6 protein-coding genes are annotated in these 5984 nt (G+C 70.3%); all 6 read right to left on the bottom strand.

The genetic code is table 11. From position 1 onward, the window contains the following. Positions 1 to 937 (bottom strand): hypothetical protein (locus ACZ52C_RS41825; protein WP_469079769.1); only part of this gene is annotated, 937 nt, incomplete at its 3' end. A gap of 467 nt (positions 938 to 1404) precedes the next feature. Further along, on the bottom strand, positions 1405 to 2067 hold the full coding sequence (locus tag ACZ52C_RS41820; protein WP_469079768.1) for a hypothetical protein: 663 nt from the start codon (positions 2065 to 2067) through the stop codon (positions 1405 to 1407). Beyond that, positions 2064 to 2408, bottom strand: a complete 345-nt coding sequence (locus ACZ52C_RS41815) for a hypothetical protein (RefSeq protein ID WP_469079767.1) — start codon at positions 2406 to 2408, stop codon at positions 2064 to 2066. Before ACZ52C_RS41815 ends, ACZ52C_RS41820 begins: the two co-directional genes overlap by 4 nt. After that, positions 2405 to 4237 (bottom strand): MarR family transcriptional regulator, encoded by a 1833-nt coding sequence (locus ACZ52C_RS41810; protein ID WP_469079766.1) that lies wholly within the window; start codon positions 4235 to 4237, stop codon positions 2405 to 2407. Before ACZ52C_RS41810 ends, ACZ52C_RS41815 begins: the two co-directional genes overlap by 4 nt. Before the next feature lie 70 nt (positions 4238 to 4307). Beyond that, positions 4308 to 4589 (bottom strand): helix-turn-helix domain-containing protein, encoded by a 282-nt coding sequence (locus tag ACZ52C_RS41805; RefSeq protein WP_469079765.1) that lies wholly within the window; start codon positions 4587 to 4589, stop codon positions 4308 to 4310. Between the two features lie 1091 nt (positions 4590 to 5680). After that, positions 5681 to 5984, bottom strand: a 304-nt coding sequence (locus ACZ52C_RS41800; protein WP_469079764.1) for a hypothetical protein, incomplete at its 5' end; no start/stop codon positions are given.

Genomic DNA, 5984 nt, shown 5'->3' with positions numbered 1-5984 from the left:
CGGCCGCGATCTCCTGATCGGTCCGGTCGTCTGTGACGCCGAGTTCGGCCAGCTTCGCCTTCATGCCGTTGGACAGGTACATCTTCCGGACGTTGTAGACGCCGTATTCGCGTTCCTGCCACGCCTCTACGGCGGTCGCTTCGCCGGTCGCGGCCAGGTCTCCGAGCTGGAAGGGGCCGAGCCGTCCGGCACGCTGGCCGGTCTTCTCGACACCGAACGCCAGCTCAGCGCCGAGCCCGTCAATCGGTTCGGTCCGTGCCTTGTCGCCGTCCTTGAACAGGTACCGGCCGACCGCTCCGGCCTCCGTCACGTCCACGTGATCGACCCGGACGCCGTGACCACGGCCGCCGCAGGAACAGCCGGGCCGGTCGCAGGAGTCGGACGGGCGGTAGCCACCGGCCGCCACGACCGCGTGACCCCAACGGGCGGACATGGTCGCGGCCATGTCGTCCACCTCATCGGGTGACAGCGGACGCTTCGTGAACCACATCGCGTGGAAGTGGACGTGCCACCCGGTGTCTTCGCCCCAGGTGTCTTCGAACGAGCGGAGCACGCCCACGATGCCGTGACGCTGCTTGGCCCGCTGCCACATCTTCCCGGAGTTGTGGCCGTAGCCGCCGGACCAGCCGTCATGGAGAACGGCGACCAGGCCGCCGCGCTCACGCTTCCGCAGCGTGCCGTACTTCTGCCGCTTGTAGTGGCGAAGGGTGTGGGCGCTCATGACGACGCCGCCGCCGTTGGCGATCCAGGCTTCGGCCGCCTGCTGGGCGTAGTCGGCACGGGCCGCCAGGATGCGGGACGCGCACCAGGTGCACATGTGGACCATGCCGCAGGTGACGACCCCCGCGAAGGACGCGCCGTCCGCGCCCGCCTGGACCACGGCAGCCCCGGCGAACAGCTTCCGGCCGCAGCCCTTGAAGGTCTCCCCGAGGCTCACGCGCTGGTGGCTTTCCCGCCGCTCGAACCGGGCGTCACGAGGGGCATTACCGGTCGCGCTAGACCCGCTCTGACCTGCGCGGGTTGCAGTCTCCACGGAGGTACTAAAGCCGCGACCGTTTTTGGTGCCGGAGGGTGCCGCACCACCGGCCCGCTTGGAGTCCTGGGGAGCCCGGCGGGACGCGCTACGGCACGCCTCAGAGCAGAAGCGGCGAGCCCGCTTGCCGGGGGTCTGAACGAGTTCCGCACCGCAGTAGCAGAGGGACGGCCCGGCGGGCCGCTGTGGCGGAACGGAGGGAGCGTTTCGTACGCTGGTCACAGCAACGTTTCCTGTCTCGGTGTGGTCGAGAGGGGAGGCGGACGGCCCGGAGTTGCGAGCTCTGGGCCGTTGCCATGTCTGGGGATCGATCTTGCCCTACAACTGCCGTGCGGCCCGCCGGGATTGACCGGCGGGCCGTCGGCGTGTCGTCAGGAGGCGATGAGTTCGCGGCGCAGGGCGGTTGCCGTGCGGCGGCTCAGGCCCAGGTCTTGAAGCTGCTGGATGGTCACCTTGCCGTTCTGGTCGGCGGTCAGTTTCTCGGCCTTCCGCCGTACCTGGGCGGTCACTTCGGAGCCGCCGGAGGTGACCGGCTCCGTGACCGTCCGGCGGTCAGTCTTGGCAGCCGGGGCGGTCACCTCAGCGGTCACCGGGGCGGTCACCTCTGTGGTCACCTCGGCGGTCACCTCCTGGTCGTCCTGGTGGTCACCGGGGGCGGCCACCTCGGCGGCCAGGTGGGCGGCCAGCGCCATGGAGATGACCGGCACGGCAGAGACGCCGATGACCATTGCCGGACCGACGTTGAGGTGACCAGTCGCCACCAGGTGGCCCAGGGCGTTGAGGACCACGGAGGTGACCACCGATGCCCCGGTCATCCACTGGCCGAGCTTCTGAACGCCGGGGGTGAACCAGGCGATCAGGGCGACCATGGCGAGCACGTCCACGGCGACCGGCAGGGACCAGGACAGGTACTCGTTCCAGCCGACCGACCGGCCGAGGCTGGCCAGGGTGTCAGCGGAGGCCGCGAACGCGGTGACCGCGACGACCACGGCCCCGGAGATGACCACGTGGCGGCGGGTGATGTTGCGGCTCACTTGGAGTCCTTCCGGAGTTCGCGGACGAGCTTGAAGACGACGGGGGCGGTCACGCCCACCGCGAGGGCGGTCACGGCGACCGCCAGGAAGAGGCCGACGAGGACGCAGCCCCCGCCGAGGACAGCCAGGACGAGCCAGGCCCGGTCAGAGGACCCCTTGCCGGGTCGCTGCTGGGCGAGAGCCAGCGCGGCAGTCATGGCCTGGGCCTGGGCCGTGTCGCGCTCCGCCTGGGCCGCCTGAGAGGCCGCCAGGAGCTTCACGACTTCGAGTAGCTGCGTGTCCTGCTCCGCCTTGACGACGGACGCCTGAGCGGCTTCCAGCGGGGTGAGTTCGTGGCTCATGCCGCACCCCCGAGGCGGATCGTCTTGCCGTCCTTGACGACCAGGTCGAGGCTTTCCAGGCGCGTGATCACTCGGGCGACAGAGCCAGGGTTGAGGCCGGTCACCTTGGCAATCGCGGCGTTCGTCTCGCCGCCGTCCTGCACGGCCTTGAAGACGGCCCGCTGGTTGTCGGTCAGGTCCATGTCGTCCACGGAGACCGGGACGGACGCGGCGGCCAGCTCTTCCGAGCTGATCTCTCGGGACCAGATCGGCCGTTCCGGCAGCGCTACGACCTGCTTGGGGGACAGGGCACGGGTCTTGATCGGGTTGGGCTTGCTCTTGGGTCCGGAGCGGACCAGGGCGTAACCGGGGGCGGGGAGTTCGTCCGCGTCCCATCCCTTGGCTTGCGCGTCCTCACCGAGGACCGTCCGCGCCTCAGTCGGCGTGGAGACCGCGAGAGAGACCACCGTGGAGAGCTGCGGGGCGATCTGCGCCGGGATGCCGGGCGACGAGCCGGACATGGTCGGCTTCTGCGTGGCCCACCACAGGTCGATGCAGGCCGCGCGGCCCATACGGGCGATGGACTCCAGGCCGACCAGCGCCGCCTTAGCGGCCGTGACGACCTCCGCGCCCTCATCCACGAAGACCGTGATGCGGGGACGCTCAGCGGTCGGCGTGATCGTGTCCTCACCGCGCGGCACCAGGTCGAGGCGTTCGAGCATCTCGGCCACCAGCTCAGCGACGACCGCAATCACGTCGTCAGGGGTGGAGGCGGTCCGCGCCCGGTGCTCCCAGTTGCGCGCCTCAACCTTCTTCAGGTCGATGATCACGAGGACGTTCGTCGGACCCTCCGACGCGTCGAAGAGCAGCGGCCGGGCCGACCAGGACTTACCCGCGCCGGACCGTCCGGCGATCAGCATCCGCTGACCCAGGGGGATACCCAGGTCGTCACCCGTGATCGTGTCGACGCCGAACGCGGCCCCCGGCTTCCATTCCAGGTCCGCGCCGTCCGCCGCGCTGCGGGTGCGGAACTTCATCACGGCCCAGCCACCACGGCCACCGGCCGTGATCAGCATGGGGAGTTCGGTACGGATGCCGAGCAGTGCCCGCACGCTCTCCTCAGCCGCCCGGAGCTTGGCGACCGTCCACGTGCCGTCGAGCCGCACGGCCGCCTCAATCCCGGCGGGGGTGACAGCCGCCGGGGCGGTCACGGTGCCGGACAGGCCCCGGTCGTCCGCGTGGCCGACCCAGTGCGCAGGGTCGAGCCGTTCGACCAACTGACGCTCTTCCGCGCTCAGGTCGCCGTCCAGGACGACCGAGGGCTGACGACGGCCGAGCCACAGCGCCGCCCCGTTCAGGAGGACCAGCCCGGCGGAAAGGGACGCGGGCCACACGGTCCAGTCCTGCGGCGTGGAGAGCGCCCAGGAGGCCAGGGAAGCGGGCACCAGGTGCGCGGCATGGACCCGGACGGCCAGACCCCCCAGCGTCGCCGGGTAGTCCTTACGAGCCGCCTTGAGGGCCGCCTTAGCCGTCCTCTTGTTGCTGCGGGCCGCACGGTCCGCCGTGGCCGCCGCCCGGCGGGCCGTCCCCAGGAGGTTCTTAGACGCCTTACGGGCCGCCTGTCGCTGGCTCTTGGCCGTGGCCGCCGTCGAGCGGGCCGAGGTGTTGTTGCGCTGCGCGGCCATCAGCGCCTTGAGGTGTTCCGGGGTGCGGAGCTTGGCCCGGCGGTCCGCCTCAGCGTCCCAGCGGGCCGCGAACGGGACGAACCACGGGGTCAGCGTGTCGAGCGTGTTGATTGCGGACGACTTGGCAGCGGCAGCAGCCGACGCCCATCCTTGGGTCTTGTCCACGGGAGTCCTTCCAAGAGCTCGTGGATGTGGGCGGCTCCCGGGGCAACGGGGGCCGTCCTTCTTTGTGGAGTTAGATGCGGGTCTGTCCTGCGCTTCCAGCGGCCGGGGGCAACCGGTCCTCTGGGATCGCGCTGTAGCCCGAGATCAGTTCGCAGACCGTCAGGCCGAAGAAGTCGGCCAGCGGCGGAAGGTCGTTGACCCTCCAGACCGACTGACTCTCAGGAGCCCGGAGCCTTGCCGAGACGGGAGCGCGGGTGAGTCCCAGGCCCCCGGCAAGGTCGGCGTGACTCCGACCGGTACGGGTCAACAGGAGCTTGACCGTCTCGTTCAGACGGGATTCCAGGGTGGTCACACGCGATCTCTCCTCAATCCATCGGGTCGCTTTCCGACCCGCAAGAAGAGGATGGCATAACGACCCATCGGATTGCAACCCGACCCACACCAAGGCGCAAGGATCTTGCGCGCGGATTGCGGGCCCGCGCGCGTCTGACCTGCGGTTTTCGGTGGTTGCGGCTCTTGCGGGGAGGGGGCCCCTACGCGTGCGCGCGCGAGGCTGCGGCCCGTCGGTGGTGAAAACGGGGCTCTGCCCCCAACCCCCGGCAACCGCTCCCAGAGGGGCAGGGGGCCCGCTGTCGGCTGCGGCTGGGTGGGTGGCTGGGGTGGGTCTCTGGGGGGTTCCCTCCGCTCAGACAGCGCCAGAGGCAAGCACACCGCCCGCCGGGGCATCCAGGCCAAGCCGCGCAAGCGCGGTCGCCTACGGCGAGCCTGGACACCCCGACGAACGGCGCGCTAGGGCTTCGCCCGCTGCCCGACCGGAGGGAACCCCCCAGAGACCGGGGGTGTGTTGCGGGGGCGGGGCGGGTGCGGCTTCGTTTCGTCACGTGACGGAACAGCGCCCCCCGAGTTCCGTCACGTGACGAATCGAAGCGCCCAGGCCAGCGGGCCGGAGTGTCGTCCCGAACCGGATGGTTCAGACTGACACGCTCGGTATAGCCTGAACTCCGGTGTTCAGGGTGAACGCCGGAGAGGGGAAGCATGTACATCCGAATCGAAGCCGTCGTAACGCTCGGCGTGGTCGTCCTGGTGGTGGCGGTGATCCTCCACCTGACGCCGTAACCGACCGTCCGACGACGAAGCCCCGGAGCCTGAAGGCTCCGGGGCTTCTCCCGTTTCGGGGTCAGGGTCGGCAGCCCCGGCAAGTGGCCGGCCGCCGGGCTTCGCCCTCTGGCAGGCCCCTTCCCGTGACCGCCTTACGTGGGTGCCGCCCAGGAATCCGACGGTGTCAGTCCGCTAGCGCGGACGACCCCCGGATTCCTGGGAGCGAGCTATGCCCGTGCGCTTCGCTTACGGGCGCTCTGCCCCGCACTCCCGTTGGTCGCGCAGGGGCGGAACCGGCCCCCGAGGGGGGCCAGTTCTGGCAGCCCCCGAGGGGGGCCGCCGGGGTCACTCCTTCTCGGTGGGTACCGGAGCGTCGAGGACATCGCGGCCCCACACCAGGCCCCATTCGGCAATGAGCGCCTGGACGCCGAGGAGGCCCCCGGATTCCGCCGCCTTGAGGAGCGCGAGCCGCCGCCCCCGGACGGGCACGACGTGGTGATACCAGGTGTCCCGAGGGATGAGCGCGAGCGGTTCGCGCTCCTCCTTGCCCTCGTCGGCCGCGATCTCCTGATCGGTCCGGTCGTCTGTGACGCCGAGTTCGGCCAGCTTCGCCTTCATGCCGTTGGACAGGTACATCTTCCGGACGTTG

Source organism: Streptomyces sp. NPDC034049, assembly GCF_055575575.1.
Note: the sequence above shows the minus strand (reverse complement) of the source record. Positions and strands in the feature narration are given on the sequence as shown.

What these genes read in the sequence shown, in the direction of transcription:
- ACZ52C_RS41815 (WP_469079767.1), bottom strand. Translation starts at nt 2,408, where the DNA reads ATGAGCCACGAACTCACCCCGCTGGAAGCCGCTCAGGCGTCCGTCGTC.